This window comes from Reichenbachiella sp. (assembly GCF_039941815.1).
Lineage (GTDB): Bacteria > Bacteroidota > Bacteroidia > Cytophagales > Cyclobacteriaceae > Reichenbachiella.
In genome coordinates this window covers 69,792-94,592 of sequence record NZ_JBDVDW010000062.1, presented here as the reverse complement: position 1 = coordinate 94,592, position 24,801 = coordinate 69,792, and the positions used below count along the sequence as shown (strand labels likewise).

Sequence of the window (24,801 nt, the reverse complement as noted above, 5' to 3'; positions counted from 1 at the left end):
ATTCTTGATGCAGTTTCTGCGTGATTTGTTTTATAAATAGACTCAAATCAAAAAAAAGGAACATGCAAATTAATAACAATCAAGTCCGACATCATTTGTTTGATATTCACCCCAAGGTTAGAAAAATAGTTCTTGTCATAGGTATGGCAATTGCGGCATTAATTTTACTCAACACATTCGCGACAGCACAGTCCACATCGGATCAAAAGAAGAAAGCCCAAGTGTCTTTTTTATACCCGCTTGGATCTAATGGCACATCTACAGCGTTCTCTCACAATTTTTCCTATAATATGATCATTGGAATTAATGGTGGTGTTGATGGATTCGAACTCGGGGGAGTTGGAAACGTGAATCACGGAGAAGTCCGTGGATTTCAACTAGGTGGAGTGACCAACTATACAAATGGGAAAGTAGAAGGCGTGCAATTGGCAGGATGCTCCAATGTAAATATTGGTCCGACCAAAGGATTTCTGTTGTCTGTTGTGAATGTCGTGGAAGGTGAAATGCAAGGGATGCAATTAGGGGTTGTTAATTATGCGAAGCGAGCCAAAGGGGTTCAGCTGGGTATAATTAATGTCATGGCGGATGGCCAGGAAGCACTGCCCATTGGTCTTATCAGCGTAGTGAAAAACGGGTATTATGCCTTGGAGACCACAGGCGGAGAATCGCTCTATGCCAACCTCAATTTCAAAATAGGAGTCGAGACCTTTTATACCATATTCAAAGTAGGATACTCTTCGTTCAACGAGCACTCAATATACAGCTACGGATTCGGAGTTGGGTCTTTGATTCATCTAAAGGATAAGCATAGTCTAAGTGTTGATCTATCTGCCAGTGCGATTGTTTATGATGATCAATGGAATAAGGTGTGGGATGATGAACAAAACATTCTCACGAGACTTGATTTGAATTACAGATATAATTTGACTTCGAGATGGTCATTAGTAGCAGGGCCTTCGCTCAACGCATATTTCACAAAAGTGAAGGTTGGCGAATCTTTTGGAACATTAAATACACCCAAGACCATTTATTCGTCAGAAAACGACTCAAGAAGAACCACCATGTGGCTTGGTTTCAATGCTGGTATGTCTTTCCGATTTTAATACTAATCATCAATTTTAATCTGGCATCAACAATGGTGATGTCATATCTAGAGAGTTGGAAATTATGAATAGGATGAAGATTTGTAGACGACTGATAGAAGGGTTAATTCTTTTATTATTTCTAGCCGCCGCACTCTATTTTCATCATTATGTGGTAAAAGGGATGTAACAGTTTTATGAATGAAGGGCCTGCCTCTAACTTTTTAGACTGAAGAGACGGGGGCAAGGAGTAGCAGGCCCTTTCTTTATCATAGATATTTTACTTGTTAGAACTTTAGTATTTAAATGTCTGCCAGCAGTTTTTTGTCCAACTCTGCATTGATTCTGGACAATCGTTTTGAAAACTCTCGATCCAGCCTGTTGAGCTCCGCGATGTCCGCGGTCAGGATTGAGCCTGCAGAGTTAGCGATTAACCGTTTGACATAGCTGCTGGCCTCGGTATAGACCTCTTTTGACTTTTTGAGATGTTGCCTCTCATCAAAAAGATAAGATCCAATAAGCTCATAGTTAGACAGATGGAGCATACTGAATTGAAGCGTTTCAAGTCGGTTAAATTCTAACCTGGCTTTCAGAAAATGGATTAGGGCCTCCTCTTTATTTCCAAGATAGTAATGTGATAAGCTAAGGACATCAAAGAGCACCCATTTTTCTTCCAGGATTCGATCTGCACTGTATTGGTCAAGAATTTCAATGGCTAGATTTGACAGGTTGATTGCTCTGCTACAGGGATAGTTTTTGTTGGTCGTGAGTAGAGAGTCTGCTATGGCATGAGTCATGGTTGTTACCAACGAAACCAGTGTTTTCTCAGACTTTCTCACCAAGGATCTTGATTTCGGATAATGCCGGGTTCGGATCGTTTGCTTCAGCGCCATTTGCAACAAAGACTGATTTTGCTCAATACTCGACATTTCTTTTGGGTTGAGCTTCTCAACTAAAAGTACTGTGCTTGATTGGGCTAGGTAGCCATAAACATCCGTCAGTTCATCTCCTCCAATTTCGAACTTTTCGTGCTCCAGCACATAGGTGAAATTCTCTATGGCTTCGGCATACTGTTGATTGTTTAGTGCTGCCAATCCATATCGGTAGTTTAGGGTTTGTGCCTGCGTCAACCATGGTAATGAAGTGACTAAAAATGTGCTTAGTAATAATAAGTTAGTTTTTCTCATAATAATTTTGTTAGGTATGAGACAAACCTGTGACTAAATAGAATGGTATTCAAACAATATCATGTAAATTCCTAATAATTAAGGGTTTATGCGAGTGTATTACATAAGTGGAATACCTATGAAAAGTGACCATAATGTACGAATTCTAACAGATATGCCTATTTCACGCAGCTTTAGCAACTGGCAGTATCTTCATCAGATTTTCATAATGAGGATCAGGCATAATTGAAGTTTTTCCAGAGTGAGTCTAGCCCATATTCTCAACAAAAGGCTGCTGTCTTACTCGCTGGCCAGTGGCGGAATAAATAGCATTGGCTAGAGCAGCTGCGACAGGCGGTAAGGAGGGTTCTCCAAGTCCTGTTGGATCGATACCATTTTCTACGAAGAATGTTTCTATAGCCAGCGGAGCCTCCTCATGTCTGATTAGCCGGTATTGATGAAAGTTGTTTTGCTCTGGCTGACTATTTTTAAAAGTCATGGCACTGTACATCGCATGACCGATACCATCTATGATGCCTCCTTCGACTTGATTTAGCGCACCTTCGGGGTTGACTACAATACCGCAATCTATAGCACACCAAACTTTTTGAATCCTAGGTATGCCAGATTCCATTTTAATATCAACCACCTGAGCCACATATGAATTGTGACAGTAGTAGGCAGATACACCACGCGAAGTACCTGGAATTTCACTGCCCCATTTCGACTTCTCTTTTACGAGCTTGAGTACCCCGGCATATCTTTCAGGGTCATAGTCGTTGTCAGCGCCTACTGGTTTGGCTATTGCTCTCTCGAATAATTCCAGCCTAAAATCAATTGGATCCTTTCCAACGGTTTCGGCCACTTCGTCCAGGAAGGATTGCTCTGCAAAAGCAATAAAATTGGATGCTGGAGCACGCCAGGCGCCGGTAGAGATGTTAGACTCCAGTCTATGATCATCTGCTTGATAATGATCGACTGCACCTGCAGGAAACCGGTTTTCAAAGATAGGACTTCCATTGAGTCCGACTCCTTTTACTCTGAAGCCGGTAAGGTTGTTGTTTTCATCTAAGGCAGCTTCGTATTTTACCTGATAGGGCGGGCGATAGGTGCCTTGGGTCATGTCATCTTCGCGGGTGTAGATCAGTTTTACTGGGGCCTGAATTTGCTTTGAAATGACTGCTGCTTCTATAGCGAAATTTCCATATAGCCTTCTGCCAAACCCTCCGCCCATCCGGGTCATCATAATGGCAATTTTGTCTTCGGGCAAGCCTAATACTTGTGATGCGGTCTTGCTGAGATACTCTGGTGTCTGAATCGGCCCTACGAGCTCGGCTTGATCGGCCGTCACATGAGCGAAGAAGTTCATCGGTTCCATGGTATTGTGAGCTAAGAATGGAGCGCCATAGGTCTGGGATACTACTTTTGCAGCCTTCTTAAATGCCTTATCAGGGCTCCCATCTTTTCTGGCCACCTTTTCATCCGAGCCGCCTACCCAGCCGTCCAACATTGATCTATGATCTGAACTATCCTCGCCTTCTGTTATTTTTTCCCACTCTACTTTAACTGCTTTTTTGGCAGATAACACTTCCCAGGTACTGGAGCCAACTACAGCTACCAAATTGGGGAATGCGTTGACATCGGACCATTGCTTCTCTATGCCTTCAGGTAGTGAGTTAATAGTGATAATATCTTTGATTCCTGGCATCTGACGTGCCTCAGAGTCCTCTACAGATTTTAGTTTCATTCCAAATGCAGGCGGATGTATGATCATAGCGATAAGCATTCCATCACGTTTGTAATCCAATCCAAATAAAGACTCGCCTTTAATCAGCTTGGGTCCATCTACATTTTTGGTTGGCGTACCAATGATTTTAAAATCCTTTGTATCCTTGAGATTGACTTCTTCCGGCACTTCTATTCCAGCAGCGGCTGAGGCTATTTCGCCATAACTGATTTTCTTTCCTGAAGTATGATTAATAATTCCATCCTCTGTGGTAAGCTCGTCCATGGGCACCTTCCATTGTTTAGCGGCTGCCTCCAAGAGCATTCGTCTGGCAGTTGCACCTGCCATTCGTAGGCTTTGCCATCCTTGTCGGATGGATTGGCTTCCGCCAGCTAGCTGTCGTGTATATTTTTGAGTGTCCAGTCCTGCTTGCTCCACTACTACATCTTTCCAGTTGACATCCAGCTCTTCGGCCACTATCATCGGCATTGAGGTTTTTACATTTTGGCCAATCTCCGGATTAGGAGACATGATGGTAACGATACCATTGTCACCGATTTTGAGAAATGCATTGATATCAAACCAGTCCTCGGGCATGCTTTTGATCTGCTCAGCGGTGGGAGTGCAGGAGGCCAGCCAACTAAATCCCAAGACAAGTCCACCACCAGCGGCGGTACTCACTTTTAGAAAAGAACGTCGATTATATTTTGTTTTGATTAGCGTCATGGTCATTAAATTTTCATGAGAGGAATGAGTATTGAAGGAGTATTGTGGTTATGCTTCTTTTGCGGCAGTCTTAATGGCTGCTTTGATTCGAACATAGGTGCCACATCGGCAAATGTTGCCATTCATCGCTTCATCGATGTCTGAGTCATTCGGCGCAGACTTCTGATTGAGCAGAGAAGCGGCATTCATCATTTGTCCAGACTGACAGTAGCCACACTGTGCCACGTCATGTTCAATCCAGGCTTTTTGAATCGGGTGTGTGCCATCTTCTGAGAGTCCTTCTATTGTGGTGATCTTACGATCTCCAACACTCGATATGGGGAGTAGACAGGATCGAGTGGCGACTTCATCCAAGTGGATTGTACAAGCGCCGCATTGCCCTACGCCGCAGCCATACTTGGTGCCTACGAGGCCGGCATGATCTCTAAGTACCCATAATATGGGGGTGTTGGGAGCCACATCTACTTGATGTGTTTCCTCATTTATTATTAATGTGAATTGAGCCATAGTATGTGAATTTACTTCAATTGTGGCAGCAAACCAAGAGACAGGATTGAGGGTGATGCGATGGTTGTGCCGAAGCAAATACGTCTGACTCCGTCAAAAAGTAGAGCCCTACGGCCCAACGACCAAATATGGACGATGAAATGCAGGGCTCAATAAAAGCAAGCATGAAAAGAGTTGCAGTACTTCTTATTCTTGAATTAGGACTCGACGATTGAAAACGGATTGCCTGCTTTGCAACGTCAGTATATAGATGCCTGCAGGCAAGTCGTCTGTAGAAACAGATACCTGCTGTGTTGAAATTTCAGCAATTATCTGTTTTGATAAAGTGCCACTTATACTTACTATTTTAACCGCTATTCCTTGTTTGGTTAGGTCTGATGCAAAATTTCCTAAAGAGATATTTAGCGTCTCTCCACTGGTTACGTGATTAGGGTAAACGGAAATTTCACGATTCATGACTTCCGTGGTATTGTATGAGATTACTGGAAACGATTCACTCGCGCCATCAAAGTCATATTGTTTTAGCAGATAGTAGTTCGTGCCAACTGTCCAGTCCATATCTGAGAGTTCATATTTGAGTTCCTGACTACTTTGCCCGGCACCGGTAACTTTACCGATGAGAATGAATTCGCCATCTGGTAGATTGGATCTATAAACTTCAAAATAGTCATTGTCGATCTCTGAAGCGGTGGACCACCTAAGCTCTATCGCTCTGTCGACGAGCTCAGCTTCAAAATATATCAACTCCACTGGTAAATCCTCTCCAGCTTCAAGGAGAGTGGCAGATGGTGCTATACTGATTAATTCAGGGTTGTCAATATTCGCAATGACATCAACATAGGCGTTGTCCTCGATTGCAAAAGTTGAACCAGTGCCTCCTCCGTATAACCTAACCACCTCGTTGATAGTGACATTGGCATCACCTCCGATAGTCACACTAGCATTATTGATGGGCGTATTAGGTCCAGAATCACCTAGTCTAAAAGTGGCCATTACAACAACAGCCGTACCCGTAATCTCTACGGTGCTTCCATCAAATTCAAGCCGTGTATTGTCACCCACTTCGAAATATCCTCCGCTGATTTGCAGGAGGTCTCCCGTACCACTCGTCATTTTTACATCATCATCAATAATTACGGAACCTCCCGTCTGCACGAAAGCTGCTTGGTCACTGGTGGTATCCATGAAAGTAATGTCATCGAATCCCGAGATGACTGCGCCAGCTTCTACAGTTATTTTAGCTCCACCATCGCCGATACTAATATCTTCGCTACTTGTGGTTTGTGTTAGTGTGGTTGATATTTTGATTTCTGCTCCGCCTTCTGCGATGAGGTCGTGACCGATAGAAATATCTCCGCCAGTCATTTCCATCAGGCTTCCGTTGTCAGCTGTGATTTTTCCTGTCACCGTTAGATCTGCGTTGATAGTGAATTGGGGGTTGTCAGGAGCACTGCCTGGGCTGGTATCACCAACAGTAATACTCGCTGGAGAAAAGGAGGAGGCAGCACTGATGACTGGGGCATTGGTATAGGTTTCAACATCAATGATGATAATGTCTCCTGTGGATGGTAGTGTATTGCCATCCCAATTGAGACCATTGTTCCAGTCGGAGTCAATATCGCCTTCCCAGTATCTGGTGGCTCCCACCATGGTCATGGGCAGGCATACGAGCAAAATAAAAGTAATGATTTTTTCCATCTCTAGCTGTTTTTTATAGTATCAAACCAGCAATGGTAGTTTCCACCAATAATCTTCATGACCAATCTTTTATAGGTTGGCTCTTATTTTTGATAGAAGTGCAATTTTTATTGATATTCCGAATACCATTACCCGAGGAAATTGTGACAGGTTCTGTGCTGATTCAGCTTCGAATAAATAAAACCCATATTATTTCAGAAATGCCTTTTAGAGCCTGAAAAGCTAATATTTGATTTTTTGTTTACCTAATTCTTACCTCTTCACCAGGCATGTTCACCGGATGTTCACCCGACAAATATGGCAGGCATATATGACTATTTTACTTTTGGAATTGTAGTTGAAACAAAAAAGCAAATGACAACACAAGAAAAAACAATGATCAAATCCTGTTGGGAAACTATAGCTCCTAATGGTATAACAGTAGCAAAAAAATTCTATCAGATCCTATTTGACGATAAGCCTGAGTACAGAAAACTATTCACAGGCGATATGGATAAGCAAGCAGAAAAATTAATGATGACGTTGGGTTTTCTGATGGCGAATCTTGACCGAATGGATACGATCAAAAAGTCAGTTGAGGACTTGGGCAAATTACACGCCCGTCATTTCAAAGTACTTCCAGAATACTACCCTCCGGTAAAGGTGGCTTTGATTTCTTCCATAGAATTTCATATGAAGGACACCTGGACTTTATCTCACCATGACGCTTGGGACAAACTGATCAATGCTGTAGCAGGTATGATGATCAATGGAGCCAATAAGAAAGTGTTCAACTGGAAATTTTGGAGGTAATCCAACAGTTAACTAGACATTAATCAAGAAAACCATGAAAGATCTTACACCACAGGAAATTACCATATTGAAAGATTCCTGGAAAGAGATGGCGCCAAGAATACATGAAATGACATCATATTTCTACAATAATTTGCATGCCATTGATCCTTCTCTAGTGCCTTCTTTTTCAGATCAACAGGAGTTATATAAGCAGGCTGACAAAGCCCTATACTGTATTGGATTTCTAATTGCGTCTTTGGACAATTTGATTGTTGCGGACGCCGGTATCAAAAAGATTTTTAAAGATTTTCGAGCCTCACATAAGAGGATCAAATTCTCAGATAGTACAAAGCTGATTCAGGCTTTTATCCTTTCAGCTAAGACTACTTTCAAGGAAAATTGGACCAACCGTCAAACCATTTGTTGGTATAGACTCACTACTATTCTTCTAGAAATACTGAATAATGGAAAAGTAGATATCAAACTACAACTCGTACAAATATGAAAGAACCAAATGCATTAAATGTAAAAAAATGGTGCGTAGACACCGTTTCGGAAGCTGGATGGCTCATTATAGTTTCCCGGTCGTATCCCGAACTCTTGCAATGCGAGAGGAAAGTTTCGATAATAAATATTGGTAACAGAACCGCCTTTGATGAAGATCATATTGATGTTCTCAATAAGTACTTACTGGAAGTCTATGGATGTGAAATTCCTGAGTCGATCAGCACCTTCACGAAGAAGAGACCTGAGCACAAAGGCTTTAGAATAGAATGGCGAGACCGTGTAACAGGTAGAATGAAAATTTCATATACCATGAATAGGCCAATTACCTGGTTCTCAGAATTATTAACGAAGACCGGAAAGGCCAAATAGAAGAATGAATCATACTAAAGAAGTAAAGGTTAAAATTTTTTTTCTTAAAAGTTGGTGCACCAGAAGATTGTCTCCCATGGCGTGGCAGCGAATACTGCTAAAACTCTATCCTGAATTTAGGGATTTGGGATACGAGTTGAGTAAGCTGGAGAACCCTGATCGAGAGATGAGTTTTGGAAACAAGGAATTCAAACTTTTCTTAACTACAGTTCTTGAGATGTACAAAACGGATTTCCTAAAAGATATCGAAGAAATGAGAGGTCGGCAGATGACAAATGTGGTGATCTGAATAGACTATCGCAGTTTAACTCGAGATCATGACCAACTTAACCACACCTAGCTTCATGAAAAGGAAGTCATATTGACTTTCGAAAAGTTATTAATAAAACTTCAAGAATTATGACAGAAGATTTTAAAGATTTGGTAGTGTGTGAGTTGAATGAGATGGCCAGCCGTGTTGAGGATGGTACATGCAAATTTTATCTCGACCAACAAATTATTGAACAGGAGCCAAGTTCGGCAAGACGAGAAGTCCTTCTAGCACTTCAAAATCTTCAAAAATCAATTGAAGTCAAGAAAACCGATGTCGGAAGTATGATTTCTGAATTGAATCAAGAAAAAGAATTGGCGGAGCAAGCAGGGCAAGCCAAAGCCGATTTTCTTTCTATGATTAGTCATGAGATAAGAACGCCGTTGAATGCAATTATCGGAATTGGACACATACTTATGAACCAATCTCCTCGAGAAGATCAGCTCACCTATATCAAAAGTTTGCGTTGGTCAGGCGAAACACTGCTGGCACTAATCAATGATGTGTTGGATTTCAATAAAATAGAAGCAGGAAAGGTTGAATTTGAATCTACTCCATTCAACGTACTGGACTCCATTCAAGGAGTCAAAGAATCACTGATCATGAAGGCTCACGAGCAGAATAATGAGTTGGTGTTGCGCATACAGGAGGGTACTCCAAGTTTATTGATTGGAGACCCCACACGTCTTGTACAAATTTTGAATAACCTGCTGAGCAACGCGATAAAATTTACCAAAAAGGGCTGCGTTCGAGTAGACGTTGACTATAATGAGATCAGCGAAAACCAAATAGAAATCTTAGTAGAAGTTTCAGATACAGGTGTGGGGATTGCAGAAGATAAAATCAAAGAAATTTTCAATCACTTTAGCCAGGCCGATTCACGAGTCAATAGACAATTTGGAGGTACTGGACTTGGACTTACGATTACAAAGCAACTTGTAGAGCTGCAAGGTGGATGTATCAGTGTAGAAAGTGAAGAAGGCGTGGGGTCAGTTTTTAAGTTTCGTCTTCCCTTTCAGATTCCAGAACAATCTATCATCATTGAAAATGCCTCCAGTATACGCCCCAATGAGGATGATATCGCTGGAATGAAGGTATTGGTGGTAGAAGATATCGCCGTCAACAGGCTGGTTGTAGAAAAATTTCTCATCGACTGGGGGGTAGAGGTAGACCTGGCAGAGAATGGGAAGGAAGCCATTCATATGATCATTGCAGATAGATACGATCTAGTACTTATGGATTTGCAGATGCCTGTGATGGATGGATTTACGGCCTCTAGTGAAATCAGAAGGCTAAAACGACCTAAATACCAAAAACTTCCAATAGTGGCTCTGACTGCTGCTGCAGTAGGAGAGATAAGACAAGATGTATACGACTCTGGTATGACAGATATAGTTACTAAGCCGATCAATCCAGCGGAACTCTATAAATCATTGCTAAAACATGGTGGTACTGAGGTGAAACATGAGCTAAAGAGTGAATTGGATACTGAACTCACCGCACAGCCAGGCTCTGAATCCAAAGCTTATACCATTTCGGAACCAACTCCGCTTGTACTTAAAAAGTCAGAGCCTCTAGAAGAGGATCAGAGAATAGAGGATTTACTAGATTTTTCATACTTCCATAGATTGGCGGGCGAAGATCAGGATTTTTTCTACAGAGTAGTGGACATGTCTGCTGATGCCTTTGAGAATTTCAAAATTGAGTACCGCAACTCGTTTGAAAACATGGATTTTGAAGAACTAAGTAAGATTCGTCACAAGATAGTGGCAAGTCTCAACAACCTAAAGATAGTGCCGCTTTTAGAATTGATGGAGGAAAGTAAAGAGATTCAGAAAAACGAAAAAATCATTGATAAATCATCAATACTGGGTCATTTGGAAAATGTAGAACAAATCACAGATAGAGTGCTGCAGGGGTTGCGCGAGAGACATCCGATGCCAGCATGATTAAAAGCGAGTAGTGCTTTAACCATTTTTTAATTCAAAAATATACTAGCTATGACATGGAAAAATAATAGAACAATACCCACAAGGGAAGTGTATATCGAGGACTTACCCTTGAAAAACAACATGGATAAACTACTCAAGGATGACTTTAGCGTTGGTAGAACGCATGCAGCAAGCGAGGCGAATGATTCGTCGCTAGTGACAAAATCTAATCTGAAGTCGTTAATAGGTGAACTTAACCATCTGCAGCTGCTCGCTGATAAGCTGGATCAGCTGCTTGAAAGGAACTCGGATCAAATGATTCAACTCCATGAGCGAGATGGAATATCCTTTGTGAAATGTAGAAATATTCTAAGGTTCGAAGCACAAGGCGCCTATACAAAGGTGTATATGCAAAATTCTAATCTGCTGATTAGTAGGCACCTTAAATTCTTTGAAGCGCAGATAGAATCTGATTTATTCTGCCGTGTACATCAGTCTCACCTCATCAACCTTATGTATGTTGATAAATTTCTCAATTTAGATGGTGGTCAGATTCAAATGAATGACGACTCGTTGATTCCTATATCAAAGACTAAAAAGACCTTTTTCTTTGAAATGATGAATAAGTACAATAATGATCTGTTTCAACAGGATGGACATGTTGTAGAAATAAAGAAGAATGAACAAAACGAAAATAATGAGAAAGCATTTAGATCATATTGAGAATAAAGAAGAGGTGATGTTTGCTGTCGAATCAGAATCTGATTTTGGTTTTTTAAATACTCACACCGAAGAAATGGTTGGCTATCTAAAGCCTCGTGAATCAGAAGTTATCCTTGATATAGGTGCTGGAACGGGAGACCATAGCATGAATTTGGCTAGAAAACTGTCCACAGGTAGAGTGATCATAGCAGATCTTTCTAAGCAAAAACTCAGCGCCATAGAAGAAAGGGCGAAATCACATCAGGTATATAATCTGGATACATGTGGACTGATTTCATCAACACTGCCCTTCGCGGATCAAACCTTCGATGCTGTTACCAGTAGACTGGGACTGATGTATTTTTCAAATATAGAGTTGCTCGTCACAGAAATGGTAAGAGTATTAAAGCCTTCTGGTCGGCTGTCGATTACTCTTTGGAACACATCAGATCACAATCTTTGGATGTCGCATTTGCATGCAAGCCTTATAAGACATCAAGGAATTACCGAACCTTCTTTATCTACCAGCAAACTTTTTTGCTCCGTAGACCAGGTGCCGATGGCTAGATATCTACGGGTAGCTGGCCTCAAAGGTGTAGTAGAGAGGATTGTGAAATGGAATGCGTTAACTGCTGAAATGCAGGAATATTGGCCATATCTGTATGCTTCAATGACTCCGGTAGCCGTAGACACTTTGATTGGGCAATCAGAACTCAGCAAGGTCAACGAGGAAATTATCAATGATCTTAATTCGATGTATTCGGAAAGTGCCGTTTTGGAAACCTCCGCAGTACATTTTTATGGACAGAAGTAAAATCATTTGACATTTAAAAATAATAACCGGTTGCGCTGATTGGGTTATTACTTTAAAGCCAGAGAGAGAAGCTCTCTGGTTTTCTTTTTACTAAGTTTTGCTTATCTTCCTAATCTTCGACAGTTGGTTTGTGATAATTCCAATTCCTCAAAATATAAACCTATCTAGCTACAATTACCATCTAGTTCTATGACTATTAGGTAGGTAGTACTATTTGACTCTGTAATATTTAAGAATATGAGAATAGCCATTTTCTTGGTCTTGTTTGTTTTACCAATTACTCTTTTCGCACAATTAGATTCACTGATTAGTGTTAGCGATACTATTCACAATCCAAACGAGAGAGTACTGTGGCTGCTAAAAACTGGGTTTATGAACTATCATGATGACCCTACCCTTGCCGAGCAATTGGCACTAAAATCAATGAAGATTGCGAAGAAGGAGTCTTTTGAGGATGGAATAGCTAGATCGCACCATATTCTGGGAATAGTATATTGGAGCACAGGACGATACCAACAGTCTCTTGAGCACAACTTTGAAGCCAAAAGGATATACGAAGAGCTTGGAGATGACAGACGAGTGATGCTGATCGAAGTGAATAATTCTAACGTGTACGGAGAACTGAATGATCATAGAACCACGATCATGAACTTGAAATCGGTAAACAGGCGGGCAGCCTTACTTCAGGATAGCCAAATTCTGAAGATGACATATACCAATATGGCACCCGAGTTTAGAAAATTGGATCAATACGATTCATCACTTTACTATTCAAAAAAAGGATTAGCCTATTCCTATGCACTACAAGATACAAGCTCCATTTTAGGCAACTTAACCAACATATCATCCGCTTTAAACCATCAGAGCAAAATAGAAGAGTCAATAGATTATTCAAAAAAGGCTCGCGAACTTATCAAACATAAAAGCAATAAAAAGAGATTAATTGCTACTCAGGTAAATATGGCAGAAAGCTATCATCGACTCGGCCAACTAGACATTATGAAACTATACATGGACTCAGCTTTGGTCGTCGCTGTTGAGATTGAAGATATGTATTTGCAAAGAGAGCTTTATACAGGTCTATGGACTTATTACTCGGAATTGGAAGATTTTGAAAACGCTCTGAATAGTCATGAAAAATTGGGGATACTCAATGACTCAATCAGTAATGTCGAAATTAGAAAGGAAGTGAAAAACCTGCAACTTCAATATGAGGATGAAAAGAAACAAAAACAAATTGCTCAGCTCGAAAAATGGAAGGCTTTAGATAGCTTGAAATTTAACTCAATCCTATTTGGTATGATAGTAATAGTATTAGGTGGAGGACTATTTATTTATAGACAAAAGCTAAAAATAATACAGGCAACTAATCGCGAAATTTCTCTCAACAATCGTCTGGATAAAAAGACTCAAGAGCTTACGGCCTATGCCCTAAATTTTATTCAGAAGAATGAGCTGATGAATGATATGACCAAAAAAATCAATGAGCTCATAGCTAAGTCAGACACAGGTATTTCCAAAGAGTTGAATAGGTTAAACGGTATAATCAAAAGCAGTTTCAGACTAGATCATGATTGGGAAAACTTCAAACTAATGTTCGAAGAAATTCACAGTGGGTTTTTCATGAGACTTAAGTCATCCTATCCAGAACTGGGCAATGCCGAACTCAAACTATGCGCCCTGATGCGCCTAAATATGAATCTCAAAGAAGCCTCATCTGTACTTGGAATATCCACAAATAGTGTGAAGACTGCCAGACATAGAATCAGAAAGAAGTTTGGCCTAAGCACAGAAGATAATCTAACTGATTTCCTTATCAATTTTGATTTCGAAAGCCAACAATTGCCCCCTGACGATTTTGAAAAACTGGTTTAGTAAGTCTACTTCATTCAACCAATATAAATTCAATTGGGCTAAATGTCATACCAAAATAGCGATAGGTAAAAGTGCTATTTTAAAACTGCCAGTAATGGTCATCTTTGTCGGGACTAGTAATCGGTAATGTAATTAGGTATTTAACCAGCTACATTAAATTAAGAGGGTGAGACAGCAGGTTTCACCCTTCTTTTCTTTAAAAAATAGGCTAGTCCTGACCAAGCAAATGTTAGTATCCAGAGTCAACAGCGTTAATGAGAACAATTATTGCAGTTTTAGTATGTATAGTTCAGCTTACGATGTACAGCAACGGGCTGGCAGCGACTATAAGAATAAATGGATTAGTAGTGGACAGTCTTTCAGGCGTGCCGCTCCCGTTTGCCCATGTGCTCGCTGAGAATGTAGGAGTGACCACGAACGCAGATGGTGTTTTTTCTATCAATGTGTCAGACGAAATTCTCCCTCCCAAGTTGACTGTAAAATACATTGGCTATGAATCTTATAGAGTTGAAGTCGAAGATGTAGATAAGGACCTGGTCTTGCGAATGAAACCGTCCGTCGATGTACTGGAAGAAGTATTTGTATTGACAGCTGATCGAGTAATCTCAAATGTGAATGCCTACAGACAAATCAATTATGAGTACAACGACATGCTCCTTACAGCATTTTATAAGGAATCGGTAAGCGCAAATGAACAGATGGCATATCTCGCGGAAGGTGTCTTCGATATCTACCTTCCGACCGTATACAGTTCCAATCAGGTCGAACTGGAAGTAAAGAAAACAAGAAAGAAAACCTTCATTGATCTTGATTCTATTCACATGCTTTACGTGACTGGCCATGCCAGCGATATGATCAATGGGTCTATGAGAAGAGACCATAGTTTTTTGGATTTGGATGAAATGAAGAACTATACCTATTGGAAAGAGGGCATCTCCTTCTATGATGGTGAGGAAGTCTATATTATCGGATTCAAACCAGCACGAAAAAAGGGTATGGCAGCAGGAACTTTATACATTACCACCGAGTCCAATGCACTGATCAGAGCTGAATATTATCCGGTGATTAGTCATCAGCACTTTTGGACCCATGTAAAATGGGTAGAAGAATATGTTCAACTGAACAGTACATGGCTATTAAAACAAGTCCTCTATGAAGGGTCTTGGCGGGCGCAAGAGAACCAATATGCTTTTGAAGCCATACTAGATATTAGCACTTTTTCTGCACTAGAGGCTAAGCCTGCCATGACGAATACCATAAGCGAAAATGCGATTTTCTTCGATAGTGCGGACGAGCTGGAAGAGGATTTTTGGAGTCAGCACAATTATGTCGGACTCAGCAAGAAAGAGCTCGCAGCTATAAAAGAAGCGAAGAAAATCACCTCAGCTTCCGCTAAAATGCCTTAGAGGCAACTAGTACTTTTTCAATTCAAATGATGCTCATTAGATGCCGGCCGGCTCAATTCACCTCAAAGAGATTTTACACACCTGAATCCTGTATGATTAAAACCAGAGTCACCAGTGGATTTCATCCTTCGTGATACCCGATATCCGCTACAATAACTATCGTTGCATAGAAACGAGCCGCCTCGCATGCTGTATTTGATTGTAAGCGGCTCTGTCGGGTCAAAAGATTCGCTTGGGCCGTTTGGATTGCTAACAGTGCCTTTTTGGTGGTCCATGAAGTAGGCATCATTTCTATAGTAATCCCGACACCATTCCCACACATTGCCTGCCATGTCATATAAGCCATATCCATTAGGTGGAAATGATTGCACAGGAGAAGCAGCATAAAACCCATCCTGTTCTTGATTTTGAAATGGAAAGAGACCTTGCCAGAAGTTAGCTTTGTTGTATGCCAGCTCTGGTGATTCATTTCCCCATGGGTACTTGGTATCCTTCAATCCACCTTGCGCTGCCCATTCCCACTCAGCCTCAGTAGGCAGACGCTTGCCAGCCCACCTGGCGTAGGTCATGGCATCTTCCCATGCAATATGGACTACAGGATAGGACATTTTATTATCGATATTAGAATCAGGTCCTTCGGGGTGTCGCCAATTGGCCCCTATCGTCCAACGCCACCATTGGCTATAGTCCCTCATGTCAACAGGACCAGAAGTTGCCTGGAAGACGAGCGAACCTGCTTTTAACAGCGAATCCGCTGGTTTAGGTGTTCCCGGAGGGACCTGTTTGCTCAGCTCATCCCAGTCAATGTCTCGCTCAGCCACTGTTTGATAACCGGTAGCTTCCACAAAAAGCAAGAAGGCAGCGTTTGTCACTTCAGTTTCATCCATATAAAATGCTGAGAGCTCCACCTCATGCCTGGGCAATTCGTCAGCCTCTGCCTGCTCGCTTTTACCACCCATTACAAAAGTCCCGGCCGGGATCAATACCATGCCCTTAGGAATGCCCGAGTGAGTATCTGAAGTAGCTGACTGGGTATCAGACGCAGGTTCCTTAGTGGTGCAAGTAGTAAGGAATAACGCCAGACAGTAAATTATTTTTCTCATGACTCTGCAAGCAAACCGCCTTTGAAGTTACATCACTAGGTTTCTTCTTACAAGAATAAGATTATTAATGCAGAAGTACATTTTTTATTGAATTCATGACTAATCCTAAATAAAAAAAGCCCTAATACTTTACGTAAAAGGGCTTTCTTGCAGAGAAGGAGGGATTCGAACCCCCGGTACCTTGCGGCACGCTGGTTTTCAAGACCAGTGCATTCGACCACTCTGCCACTTCTCTGTGTTGGTCAAATAATATTTTTTTCTTTTAGAAAGTTGTATCCATCAATGGATTTGAAGAACATCTCTCTTTTGTAAGCCTCTGACTTTGTTGCAAACTCTTCATGATAGTGAATTTGCCAAGGCCGTTTAGCTTTAGTAGACCTGACTTTTCCATTGTTATGTTCCTTTAATCTCTTATGGAGATCTTTGGTGTGACCATAATAATGAGTCCGATCTATTTTATTTTTCAATACGTATGCAAAGAACATCTTTCTATGCTTTTTTGATCGTGTACCTTGCGGCACGCTGGTTTTTGCCAAAGGCATCCCTTCGGGGCAAGACCAGTGCATTCGACCACTCTGCCACTTCTCTGTGTTGGTCAAATAATTACCATTCTGCTGAATGGGAGTGCAAATCTAGAAGAATAATTTTTCTTGACAAGCGTCCGAATAGAAAATATTTTTTTTAGTCAAAAATAGATGTAGTTGTCTCAATCTTGCCAGAAACTACAGCACGATCTACACTAGCATTGTATTCAAACCCGACTAACAATATCAACGACAATAAATACAGCCAGACCATGAGTGCAATGAGCATCCCTAGTGAACCGTAAAACTTATTGTAGTTAGCAAAATTGTTGATATAGTAGGAGAAAGCATAGGAGGTGCCCACACACGCAACAGCAGAAAACACAGCTCCAGTGGAGAAGAAAGTCCATCGATCATGAATGGCAGGCGCAAAGTAATAAATTGTAGATATCGCGATAAAGAAAGCGATGACGATTACTGAATATTTCAGCGCCGTGAGCAGGTATATGATATAATCTTGAGTAATAAACCCTTCTGCGGATAAATAGGCAAGTGCAAGTTTCCCTATTACCATAAGAATAATAGAGAAGAAAAGTACGGAGGACAATACCAAGGTAAGGCCCGTAGCAATAATCCTAGTGCGGAAAAAGCCTCGTTTTTCATTGGTTTTGTAAATGCTGTTGAAGGTGCTCATCAATCCATGCATTCCATTGGTGGCAAGGATGAGGGCAAGCAAGGCACCAAATGACAGCAAGCCCTGACGTTTGTTGCTGATGATGTCATGAATTGTACCAGTAGCAGCTTCGTACATTGCCCTTGGCATTACTGAGGCCAGAAAGTTCATAATGCTTTCGGTTCCAATGTGAGGAATCACAGAATGAATGTATGGAATCAGAGTAAAAATGAAAATAATGGACGGAAAAATGGCCAAGGTAAAACTAAAAGCCACGCCATTGGCTTTGGTAATTAGTCCATGCCTGGCTGTGTTGTCAAGAAAAACATCCAACGTGTGATATAGAGTCGTCTGTCTTTTATTGAGCTTGATCAATTTAAGCTTACGTATCAGCGTCAGATACCATTGGTAATAGAGTAGGTGTTTATGGACATTTTTTCTTTTCATGAGAAATAAGGTTCCAAAAATTCTACAAGTTCATTTGGTACTCTACAGGGTCTGTTGCTTTTCATGTTGATGAATACCAGTGTTGTTTCGCCCGAGTTGATTAACTGATCTTTTTCATTAAAAATTTCATACTGAAATAAAATTCTTGCCTTCGGAAAACTTGGGATTTTTACCTTGATAGTCAGCAGCTCATCATACCGACCAGGAAGGTGGTAGTTTGTATTCATGTTGAGTACAGGCATCATGACGCCTGCGTTTTCCATTTCATTGTAAGAAAAACCTAACTGTCGGAGTGTTTCTACTCGACCAATTTCGTAATACATCGCATAATTGCCATAGTATACATATCCCATTTGGTCAGTCTCAGAGTACCTCACTCTTGTTGTGGTTTGCGCTTCAAACATTTAGGATTCCGGCGTTTTTAAATCAATCAGAAATATATTGTATTTTTCCTATACAAAGGTGAACAATTTGGTAGTAAAAACTTTGAAATGTATTGGACTTTTAATCATGGTGTCGATATCGGCAATACTGCAGCTACATGCAGCAAAAATCTTCATTAGATTCGAAAAACCGACTGAGGCCAAACATCAAAAGATATATAAGGTACTAAAGTCCAACAACCGTCAGATGTTAGGCGAATCCATTAAGTACCTCGAGGGGCTTTACACCTGGACAGACGATGTACAGATAGTTGTGGCCTCCTGTGGAAGTATCAACTCCCGATATGAACCGGATCGTCAGCTTGTCGTCCTCTGCTATGAAAGCCTGCATCGTAAGATCTATAACTATGCCGAAGCTGCAAGTAGCAAAGCAATATTTGAGCGCCGGGTTTTTCAAAATTCAATGTTCACATTCTGGCATGAGATCGGACATGTTGTACTGGACCAGCTTGATTTGGCTAATGGATTGGACTCTATCCAGATTGAGCTGCTAGCTGATGAGTTCGCCACATTGTCATTGATTTGGAGAGAAGGCTCAAGGTACAAAGATGTAGTCCTGATCAATGCTCTTCATTTCAAAAGTCAATCGATGAGACAGTCAGATAAGAAATACAAGGCACACCCAAAAGATCAGCTCCGCTATGAAAAAATGATTACCCTGCTCTATGGTTTCAAACAAAAGTCTTATTCCAGACTATCCGATGAAGTCGGCCAAATAGAATGGCTGAATATGCCAGCCAAAGAATATTATTTTGAACGATCGGCTTACTGGGAGCAAAATCTTCGGAAGCACACTAAGTTCGATTTTTTCAATAATTGAATACCAGACATTTAAATGTCCGCTTATGATGCCACCGAATCCATGGTTTTTCTATTTTTGTTGCAAACAACGCATACAACATGAACCTGGAATTCAATAAAAACGAGGATGCTTACAAGCAGCTGATTTCAAAACTAAATAGCAAAACCAAACAAGTGAAATTGGGCGGAGGTGAAAAGAAGATTGATGCACAGCATGCAAAAGGTAAGCTCACCGCCAGAGAACGTATAGACTATCTATTGGATGACGTCAAAGATTTTGTTGAAATAGGAGCCTTTGTAGGTGATGGTATGTATGCGGAGCAGGGAGGGTGCCCGTCAGGCGGCGTGGTCACAGGAATAGGTCATGTGCAAGGCCGGCAATGTGTCATTGTGGCCAATGACGCTACCGTCAAAGCAGGAGCCTGGTTTCCGATTACCGCAAAGAAAAACCTACGCGCTCAAGAGATAGCCATGGAGAATAGGCTCCCGATCATATATCTCGTGGATAGCGCTGGAGTGTTTTTGCCTATGCAAAATGAAATTTTCCCTGACAAGGAGCATTTCGGGAGACAATTTAGAAATAACGCCATGATGTCCTCTATGGGAATTGTGCAGGTGGCGGCTATTATGGGCAGTTGTGTAGCCGGAGGAGCATATCTTCCAATCATGTCGGATGAAGCTATGATTGTGGATAAAACCGGATCCATTTTTTTGGCAGGGAGCTATCTGGTAAAAGCTGCGATAGGCGAGACGATCGACAATGAAACACTTGGTGGTGCCACTACACATTGTGAAATATCGGGGGTTACCGACAACAAGTACGATTCTGACCAGGATTGCCTGGATGCGATCAAGAAAATATTTGATAAAATCGGAGATTACGACAAAGCAGGTTACAATCGAGAGGAGGCCAAAAAGCCTAAGCTGGATGAGAAAGAAATTTATGGGTTGTTGCCTGTCGATCGGGTAAAACCTTATGAGATGCGTGAAATCATCAAACGACTCACAGATGATTCAGAGTTCGATGAGTACAAAGCAGATTACGGTAAGTCCATTGTGTGTGGATATGGCAGAGTGGATGGTTGGGCTGTCGGCATAGTGGCCAATCAGCGTACAGTGGTCAAAACAAAAAAAGGTGAAATGCAAATGGGAGGCGTCATCTATTCCGATTCTGCGGACAAGTCAGCACGTTTTATTATGAATTGTAATCAACGCAAAATCCCGCTGATCTTCTTACATGACGTCAGTGGATTTATGGTCGGAAGCAAGTCTGAGCATGGCGGTATCATTAAAGACGGCGCCAAGATGGTCAATGCTATGGCCAACTCGGTTGTACCTAAGTTTACTTTTATTCTTGGAAATTCATATGGAGCAGGAAACTATGCTATGTGTGGCAAAGCATACGACCCTAGATTGATCTACGCCTGGCCGACCTCACAGCTGGCAGTGATGAGTGGTGCATCAGCATCTAAGACCTTACTTCAAATCAAGGTGTCTGCCATGAAGGCTAAAGGGCAAGAAGTCTCTGAAGAAGATCAGAAAAAGTTCTTGGCTGAAATTACGGATAAGTACAATGAGGAGCTGAGCCCATATTATGCAGCCTCCCGACTTTGGGTGGATGGCGTCATTGATCCTCTTGAAACACGAAAAATAATCTCTGCGGGTATTGAGGCAGCAAACCATGCGCCAATAGAGAGACCTTTCAACGTTGGAGTCATTCAGACATGAACCAAATATTCTCTGGTGAGAGGTATGAATTCAACGTCTTTTTAGCTAAATTAATTTAATCGGTCATTCTTGAAACCCATTTTCAGAATCAAATATTTTGGAGAAATTGAACGAAAAAGAACTTAGTGCCCTTATCTCTCTCCTTGAGGATGATGATCATGAAATTGTAGTTCATGTAGAGGAGAAACTTGCCACTATGGGCACAGAGATTATTCCATTTCTGGAAAAGGAATGGATGAATCACAGCCTAATCCCACGCGTAAGAGAGAAGATAGAAGATATCATCCACAATTTACAGTATGAACTACTGAGCGAAAAACTAATCGCCTGGAAGAGAGAAGGGGCAGAGGACCTACTAGAAGGTATGATGCTGGTGGCCAACTATCAATACCCTGACTTGAATTTGAAGTTTTTGACAAGAAAGTTTGAGCAATACTATCATACTGCATGGCGCGAATTCTCAGAAGAAATGTCAGCCATGGAGCAGGTGAAGGTACTCAACGATGTTTTTTTTAATAAAATGAAGTTCAGACCAAATGCCAAAAATTTTCATTCTCCAGCCAATGGGATGATCAATGTGGTGCTGGAGTCTAAGCGCGGCAATCCGCTAAGCCTTTGTGTGGTCTACATGCTACTCGCGCGCCGTCTCAAGATGCCCATCTACGGGGTCAACCTGCCTAATCTGTTTATTGTGACGTATAAAACTGACGAAACCCAGTTTTATATCAATGTTTTCAACAATGGAATTATTTTTACTACTGATGACATCAACAACTACATTGATCAGTTGAAGCTTACAAAGAATAACATCTATTATCAACCCTGTAGTCACGTAGATATAGTCGCCAGAGCACTGCGCAATCTGATTTCTTCTTTTGAAAAACTTGGTGAATATAAAAAGGCGGATGATATCAAAATGCTCCTGCAATCTGTGGACGAAATGTCCTTTTGATATTAGAGTCCGAAGAAGGTAACCAATACAATCATCATAAAAATAACAGCCAGAGTTGCCGGGAGTAAAAAAGGTACCACAAACCCGAGATATTTTTTGATAAACGATTCCTCATAGCCTTCAAATCCTATTGCAATTTCTGCGTCCAGATTACTTTTCTTCCAAACGTGAGCCGCGAAAAATACCATCAGACAGCCGCCAAGAGGTAAAAATGAATCATTTGCAATATTTACGATGAAGGTTAGAAAGTCAGTGGAAGTAGTCGCATTGATATAGGTGATAAACTCAGTGAAGAATGAAGAGTACCCATTGCCCAACAGGGAAGGAATGCCAATCAAATAGACAATTCCTGACATGAGCCATGCTGCCTTTGTTCTTGATATTTTGAATTCATCGACCACGTATGCCACTGGCACTTCCAGCAGCGAGACTGTGGAGGTCAAAGCAGCAAAACAGAGCAATGAAAAGAAGCTCATTCCCACTATAGATCCGGTAGTGCCCCCGATTTCCCCAAAAATGTAAGGTAGGGTTACGAAAATCAATTCCGGCCCACGGCCGACACCGGACAAAGTACCGCCGCTTACAAATCCAATCAACGGGAAGATCATCAGACCAGCAATAATGGCTATTCCGACATCCGCCAAAGTAATCAAGGCTGCTGAACTTACCAGATTGTCGCTTTTGCTGATATAGCTACCGTACGTGATGAAGGTACCCATCCCTAGAGAAAGAGAAAAGAAGGCCTGTCCCATTGCGTTGAACACCACAGAAAGATTGAGCTTCGAAAAGTCTGGAAGAAGGAAAAACTCAATTCCTGTCATGGCATTGGGCAAAAACAAAGCATATATGATCAGCGAGACCATCATGACAATCAATGAAGGCATCAGGATTTTAGCGGCTCTTTCGATACCGCCTGATATGCCTTTAGATACGATGAAGGCCGTACATAGCATAAACAAGAGTCCATAACTACCTACAGCAAAGACATCGGTGGTAAAGTCACCAAACTGCTCAGCAATGGCAAAGTTTCCTGTAGCCATTTCAAACGTATATCCGAAGGCCCAACCAGCGATTACATTATAAAATGACAGAATCAATACACCGCTGAGTACGCCCAGCTTGCCGATAAAATTCCATTTTTTATGTCCCAGAGCATTAAAGGCTCCCACCGCATTTCTGCCAGACTTTCTTCCTATAGCCAGTTCGGTGAGCATGACTGGAAAACATAGAGCAAAGCAAAAGAACAGGTATACCAGCACGAAGATCGCTCCACCACCTGCACCAGTTTCATAAGGGAACCCCCAAATATTGCCTAAACCTACTGCTGAACCTGCCGCAGCAGCTATAAATCCTATTTTACTTGAAAAATTACCTCTTACCGCCATGTTGATTTTTGGAATACATTTTTTGGGTTAGCCCATCGTATGCTCAATGGGTATAAAAAAAGCCAACAAAATAGATTTTTCATTTTGTTGGCTTTTGATTCTTTGCATGCTGTTTACTTGATTGGGTAATACACGTCGGTTCTCCACAGAGCCGTATCAGCTTCAGTAGGGTCCGATACATATATTTCGTATTCCTGACCATTGGATTCCAATTCGTTGAATTGAATATATGCCTGCATTTGCTTGTGTGTGTCATCCAGCTTGAAGTAGTCACCCATATGGATTCCTTTTAGCACTCTGCCGCCTACTGTTTGGCCGGCTATGATGTTTTCGTCACTGACTTCTCCTGTTTCTGCCACAGGCATTGCCACTTCAGCTTCCCATTCGGTCTCGCTGTTGTTTACATATACAGACATTGGCATGCCCATTCCTTTCACCCCATTTTTGTCGATGTATCCTAAAAGCTGCCCATATATTTCCCCCATACGAGGGCCAATAGACTCTGGATTCGTTACGTCAAATACTTCTCTTATGGCGAGATAGTTGATCGGTTCAACTGTAGTAATAGTCATATCCACAGTAAACAATGGTTTAGATTCTACTCTAGCCTTAAGATTGGCCAATCCTTCTTCATAAGAAGGGCCCAATAGCCCATCCATGAATAGTCCGAATAGTTTATTGATTGGGTTGCTTCCCATGTCGCCTTCAAAAGTCCAGGTCACTTCCGTGCCTTCTTCTGTTTCATTGAATAAGAAATTGGCAAAAGACGGCTCGTCAAATCCTCCAAAATATAGCTTGGTTCTTATTTTCTCATTCTCTACAGCCTCAACAATTTCTTGCGAACCGGTTCCTACATCCTCATGATCACTTGCCCATTCCATTTTGCAGCCGACTCCTTCTTCTGGGCCAGAATGGACATAAGTAGTGCCTTCAGGGTCTATTTGGAACCAAGGAGACCATTTATTTGATTTCCTCAAGCTAATGACCTCTTCATAGATTGAGGCAGGGCTTGCATTGATGGTTATACTACGTTCAATGCCGACCTTGCTAGGAGATAGTACGCCGATAAGTGCAACTATTCCAATTAGAATAGCAATCACTAAAAGTACCTTTAATAAGATTTTCATAGTTATGGTATGTTAGTTTTGTCTC

Annotated in this window: 23 protein-coding genes and 1 tRNA gene; 13 read left to right on the top strand and 11 right to left on the bottom strand. The window is 41.4% G+C overall.

The genetic code is table 11. The features are described 5' to 3' along the window. Nucleotides 1–62: 62 nt before the first annotated feature. The gene (locus tag ABJF11_RS16180) at nucleotides 63–1,103 is read left to right on the top strand and encodes a hypothetical protein (protein WP_348121078.1); all 1,041 of its coding nucleotides are present in this window, start codon (nucleotides 63–65) and stop codon (nucleotides 1,101–1,103) included. A gap of 281 nt (nucleotides 1,104–1,384) precedes the next feature. Here the strand turns inward: ABJF11_RS16180 and ABJF11_RS16175 are convergent, their stop codons facing one another. The 4 genes from ABJF11_RS16175 to ABJF11_RS16160 all read right to left on the bottom strand — a co-directional run bounded on the left by ABJF11_RS16175 (nucleotide 1,385) and on the right by ABJF11_RS16160 (nucleotide 6,905). Then, on the bottom strand, nucleotides 1,385–2,269 hold the full coding sequence (locus tag ABJF11_RS16175) for a hypothetical protein (RefSeq protein WP_348121077.1): 885 nt from the start codon (nucleotides 2,267–2,269) through the stop codon (nucleotides 1,385–1,387). A 247-nt stretch (nucleotides 2,270–2,516) separates the two neighbouring features. Further along, a complete protein-coding gene (locus tag ABJF11_RS16170) occupies nucleotides 2,517–4,700 on the bottom strand; it encodes a molybdopterin cofactor-binding domain-containing protein (RefSeq protein WP_348121075.1) in 2,184 nt (727 codons plus the stop codon). A gap of 48 nt (nucleotides 4,701–4,748) precedes the next feature. Then, nucleotides 4,749–5,207 (bottom strand): (2Fe-2S)-binding protein, encoded by a 459-nt coding sequence (locus tag ABJF11_RS16165; protein ID WP_348121074.1) that lies wholly within the window; start codon nucleotides 5,205–5,207, stop codon nucleotides 4,749–4,751. 186 nt (nucleotides 5,208–5,393) lie between these two features. After that, nucleotides 5,394–6,905 (bottom strand): T9SS type A sorting domain-containing protein, encoded by a 1,512-nt coding sequence (locus ABJF11_RS16160; protein ID WP_348121073.1) that lies wholly within the window; start codon nucleotides 6,903–6,905, stop codon nucleotides 5,394–5,396. A 297-nt stretch (nucleotides 6,906–7,202) separates the two neighbouring features. On the opposite strand from ABJF11_RS16160, the gene ABJF11_RS16155 reads away from it, so the two are divergent. From ABJF11_RS16155 to ABJF11_RS16115, 9 genes are all read left to right on the top strand, one after another. Then, nucleotides 7,203–7,697, top strand: coding sequence for a globin domain-containing protein (locus ABJF11_RS16155; RefSeq protein WP_348121072.1), 495 nt, complete (start codon nucleotides 7,203–7,205; stop codon nucleotides 7,695–7,697). Nucleotides 7,698–7,731: 34 nt separating this feature from the next. Then, nucleotides 7,732–8,184 carry a hypothetical protein gene (locus ABJF11_RS16150; RefSeq protein WP_348121070.1) on the top strand — a complete coding sequence of 151 codons (453 nt, stop codon included), beginning with the start codon at nucleotides 7,732–7,734 and terminating at the stop codon, nucleotides 8,182–8,184. Next, complete coding sequence (locus ABJF11_RS16145) at nucleotides 8,181–8,555, top strand: hypothetical protein (protein ID WP_348121069.1); 375 nt, start codon at nucleotides 8,181–8,183, stop codon at nucleotides 8,553–8,555. Before ABJF11_RS16150 ends, ABJF11_RS16145 begins: the two co-directional genes overlap by 4 nt. A 76-nt stretch (nucleotides 8,556–8,631) precedes the next feature. Continuing rightward, nucleotides 8,632–8,844: a hypothetical protein gene (locus tag ABJF11_RS16140; RefSeq protein WP_348121068.1), complete on the top strand. Its 213-nt coding sequence runs from the start codon at nucleotides 8,632–8,634 to the stop codon at nucleotides 8,842–8,844. Nucleotides 8,845–8,954: 110 nt separating this feature from the next. Continuing rightward, nucleotides 8,955–10,814: an ATP-binding protein gene (locus ABJF11_RS16135; RefSeq protein ID WP_348121066.1), complete on the top strand. Its 1,860-nt coding sequence runs from the start codon at nucleotides 8,955–8,957 to the stop codon at nucleotides 10,812–10,814. A 51-nt stretch (nucleotides 10,815–10,865) separates the two neighbouring features. Further along, nucleotides 10,866–11,519, top strand: a complete 654-nt coding sequence (locus ABJF11_RS16130) for a LytTR family DNA-binding domain-containing protein (RefSeq protein WP_348121065.1) — start codon at nucleotides 10,866–10,868, stop codon at nucleotides 11,517–11,519. Beyond that, nucleotides 11,494–12,312 (top strand): methyltransferase domain-containing protein, encoded by an 819-nt coding sequence (locus ABJF11_RS16125; RefSeq protein WP_348121064.1) that lies wholly within the window; start codon nucleotides 11,494–11,496, stop codon nucleotides 12,310–12,312. The genes ABJF11_RS16130 and ABJF11_RS16125 overlap by 26 nt, the downstream gene beginning before the upstream one ends. Before the next feature lie 237 nt (nucleotides 12,313–12,549). Then, entirely contained in the window at nucleotides 12,550–14,187 is a 1,638-nt protein-coding gene (locus ABJF11_RS16120; RefSeq protein ID WP_348121062.1) for a tetratricopeptide repeat protein, read from the top strand. A 254-nt stretch (nucleotides 14,188–14,441) separates the two neighbouring features. Then, the gene (locus tag ABJF11_RS16115) at nucleotides 14,442–15,593 is read left to right on the top strand and encodes a carboxypeptidase-like regulatory domain-containing protein (protein WP_348121060.1); all 1,152 of its coding nucleotides are present in this window, start codon (nucleotides 14,442–14,444) and stop codon (nucleotides 15,591–15,593) included. A 62-nt stretch (nucleotides 15,594–15,655) separates the two neighbouring features. Here ABJF11_RS16115 and ABJF11_RS16110 read toward each other — a convergent pair whose 3' ends face one another. From ABJF11_RS16110 to ABJF11_RS16090, 5 genes are all read right to left on the bottom strand, one after another. Then, a complete protein-coding gene (locus ABJF11_RS16110) occupies nucleotides 15,656–16,696 on the bottom strand; it encodes a formylglycine-generating enzyme family protein (protein WP_348121059.1) in 1,041 nt (346 codons plus the stop codon). Between the two features lie 150 nt (nucleotides 16,697–16,846). Beyond that, nucleotides 16,847–16,931: transfer RNA gene (locus ABJF11_RS16105), tRNA-Ser, on the bottom strand. Nucleotides 16,932–16,938: 7 nt separating this feature from the next. Next, nucleotides 16,939–17,295 carry a GIY-YIG nuclease family protein gene (locus tag ABJF11_RS16100; RefSeq protein ID WP_348121058.1) on the bottom strand — a complete coding sequence of 119 codons (357 nt, stop codon included), beginning with the start codon at nucleotides 17,293–17,295 and terminating at the stop codon, nucleotides 16,939–16,941. A gap of 82 nt (nucleotides 17,296–17,377) precedes the next feature. After that, entirely contained in the window at nucleotides 17,378–18,340 is a 963-nt protein-coding gene (locus tag ABJF11_RS16095) for a YihY/virulence factor BrkB family protein (protein WP_348121057.1), read from the bottom strand. Further along, the gene (locus ABJF11_RS16090; RefSeq protein WP_348121055.1) at nucleotides 18,337–18,744 is read right to left on the bottom strand and encodes a thioesterase family protein; all 408 of its coding nucleotides are present in this window, start codon (nucleotides 18,742–18,744) and stop codon (nucleotides 18,337–18,339) included. The genes ABJF11_RS16095 and ABJF11_RS16090 overlap by 4 nt, the downstream gene beginning before the upstream one ends. Nucleotides 18,745–18,850: 106 nt before the next feature. Here ABJF11_RS16090 and ABJF11_RS16085 point away from each other — a divergent pair, with 106 nt between their 5' ends. The 3 genes from ABJF11_RS16085 to ABJF11_RS16075 all read left to right on the top strand — a co-directional run bounded on the left by ABJF11_RS16085 (nucleotide 18,851) and on the right by ABJF11_RS16075 (nucleotide 22,264). Next, complete coding sequence (locus ABJF11_RS16085) at nucleotides 18,851–19,603, top strand: DUF4344 domain-containing metallopeptidase (RefSeq protein ID WP_348121053.1); 753 nt, start codon at nucleotides 18,851–18,853, stop codon at nucleotides 19,601–19,603. 80 nt (nucleotides 19,604–19,683) lie between these two features. Next, entirely contained in the window at nucleotides 19,684–21,312 is a 1,629-nt protein-coding gene (locus ABJF11_RS16080) for a carboxyl transferase domain-containing protein (protein ID WP_348121051.1), read from the top strand. 106 nt (nucleotides 21,313–21,418) lie between these two features. After that, nucleotides 21,419–22,264, top strand: coding sequence for a transglutaminase-like domain-containing protein (locus tag ABJF11_RS16075; protein WP_348121050.1), 846 nt, complete (start codon nucleotides 21,419–21,421; stop codon nucleotides 22,262–22,264). A 2-nt stretch (nucleotides 22,265–22,266) separates the two neighbouring features. On the opposite strand, the gene ABJF11_RS16070 is transcribed toward ABJF11_RS16075, so the two are convergent. Further along, nucleotides 22,267–23,649 carry a sodium-dependent transporter gene (locus tag ABJF11_RS16070; RefSeq protein WP_348121049.1) on the bottom strand — a complete coding sequence of 461 codons (1,383 nt, stop codon included), beginning with the start codon at nucleotides 23,647–23,649 and terminating at the stop codon, nucleotides 22,267–22,269. Between the two features lie 113 nt (nucleotides 23,650–23,762). Then, entirely contained in the window at nucleotides 23,763–24,776 is a 1,014-nt protein-coding gene (locus ABJF11_RS16065) for an SRPBCC family protein (RefSeq protein WP_348121048.1), read from the bottom strand. Nucleotides 24,777–24,801: the final 25 nt, after the last annotated feature.

What these genes read in the sequence shown, in the direction of transcription:
- ABJF11_RS16180 (WP_348121078.1), top strand. Translation starts at nt 63, where the DNA reads ATGCAAATTAATAACAATCAAGTCCGACATCATTTGTTTGATATTCAC.
- ABJF11_RS16175 (WP_348121077.1), bottom strand. Translation starts at nt 2,269, where the DNA reads ATGAGAAAAACTAACTTATTATTACTAAGCACATTTTTAGTCACTTCA.
- ABJF11_RS16170 (WP_348121075.1), bottom strand. Translation starts at nt 4,700, where the DNA reads ATGACGCTAATCAAAACAAAATATAATCGACGTTCTTTTCTAAAAGTG.
- ABJF11_RS16165 (WP_348121074.1), bottom strand. Translation starts at nt 5,207, where the DNA reads ATGGCTCAATTCACATTAATAATAAATGAGGAAACACATCAAGTAGAT.
- ABJF11_RS16160 (WP_348121073.1), bottom strand. Translation starts at nt 6,905, where the DNA reads ATGGAAAAAATCATTACTTTTATTTTGCTCGTATGCCTGCCCATGACC.
- ABJF11_RS16155 (WP_348121072.1), top strand. Translation starts at nt 7,203, where the DNA reads ATGGCAGGCATATATGACTATTTTACTTTTGGAATTGTAGTTGAAACA.
- ABJF11_RS16150 (WP_348121070.1), top strand. Translation starts at nt 7,732, where the DNA reads ATGAAAGATCTTACACCACAGGAAATTACCATATTGAAAGATTCCTGG.
- ABJF11_RS16145 (WP_348121069.1), top strand. Translation starts at nt 8,181, where the DNA reads ATGAAAGAACCAAATGCATTAAATGTAAAAAAATGGTGCGTAGACACC.
- ABJF11_RS16140 (WP_348121068.1), top strand. Translation starts at nt 8,632, where the DNA reads ATGGCGTGGCAGCGAATACTGCTAAAACTCTATCCTGAATTTAGGGAT.
- ABJF11_RS16135 (WP_348121066.1), top strand. Translation starts at nt 8,955, where the DNA reads ATGACAGAAGATTTTAAAGATTTGGTAGTGTGTGAGTTGAATGAGATG.
- ABJF11_RS16130 (WP_348121065.1), top strand. Translation starts at nt 10,866, where the DNA reads ATGACATGGAAAAATAATAGAACAATACCCACAAGGGAAGTGTATATC.
- ABJF11_RS16125 (WP_348121064.1), top strand. Translation starts at nt 11,494, where the DNA reads ATGAGAAAGCATTTAGATCATATTGAGAATAAAGAAGAGGTGATGTTT.
- ABJF11_RS16120 (WP_348121062.1), top strand. Translation starts at nt 12,550, where the DNA reads ATGAGAATAGCCATTTTCTTGGTCTTGTTTGTTTTACCAATTACTCTT.
- ABJF11_RS16115 (WP_348121060.1), top strand. Translation starts at nt 14,442, where the DNA reads ATGAGAACAATTATTGCAGTTTTAGTATGTATAGTTCAGCTTACGATG.
- ABJF11_RS16110 (WP_348121059.1), bottom strand. Translation starts at nt 16,696, where the DNA reads ATGAGAAAAATAATTTACTGTCTGGCGTTATTCCTTACTACTTGCACC.
- ABJF11_RS16095 (WP_348121057.1), bottom strand. Translation starts at nt 18,340, where the DNA reads ATGAAAAGAAAAAATGTCCATAAACACCTACTCTATTACCAATGGTAT.
- ABJF11_RS16090 (WP_348121055.1), bottom strand. Translation starts at nt 18,744, where the DNA reads ATGTTTGAAGCGCAAACCACAACAAGAGTGAGGTACTCTGAGACTGAC.
- ABJF11_RS16085 (WP_348121053.1), top strand. Translation starts at nt 18,851, where the DNA reads ATGGTGTCGATATCGGCAATACTGCAGCTACATGCAGCAAAAATCTTC.
- ABJF11_RS16080 (WP_348121051.1), top strand. Translation starts at nt 19,684, where the DNA reads ATGAACCTGGAATTCAATAAAAACGAGGATGCTTACAAGCAGCTGATT.
- ABJF11_RS16070 (WP_348121049.1), bottom strand. Translation starts at nt 23,649, where the DNA reads ATGGCGGTAAGAGGTAATTTTTCAAGTAAAATAGGATTTATAGCTGCT.
- ABJF11_RS16065 (WP_348121048.1), bottom strand. Translation starts at nt 24,776, where the DNA reads ATGAAAATCTTATTAAAGGTACTTTTAGTGATTGCTATTCTAATTGGA.